This is a genomic window from Shewanella sp. T24-MNA-CIBAN-0130, assembly GCF_040310185.1.
In the GTDB taxonomy this organism is placed as follows: domain Bacteria; phylum Pseudomonadota; class Gammaproteobacteria; order Enterobacterales; family Shewanellaceae; genus Shewanella; species Shewanella psychromarinicola.
Map to the genome: position 1 here is coordinate 1 of NZ_JBEOPP010000326.1, position 271 is coordinate 271.

Consider the following 271-nt stretch of genomic DNA (forward strand, 5'->3'; position numbering starts at 1 on the left):
TGATAATGCGGGAATAGTACCGGTAAATTGCTGACCAATGGCAAACTGGTTCAAATAGGTTTCAGTGACATTCAGTACCACCCATTGATCGTTGGTATTGACCAACGTTAATAGCGGTACACCTTGACCAATAACTTCACCGGCACTGACTATTACGTTATCCACGATACCAGCAATCGGGCTTTTTAAGTTGGCTTCTTTTTTTGCAGCCAGTGCCTCATCTAACTGAGCATCGACTTGCGCCACTTGGGCGCTAGCGGCAGATTTGTCT

Annotated in this window: 1 pseudogene; it reads right to left on the bottom strand. The window is 45.8% G+C overall.

The annotated features are described in order from the left end of the window. Nucleotides 1-271, bottom strand: a pseudogene (locus tag AAEZ02_RS22575) (hypothetical protein); the annotation flags it as partial.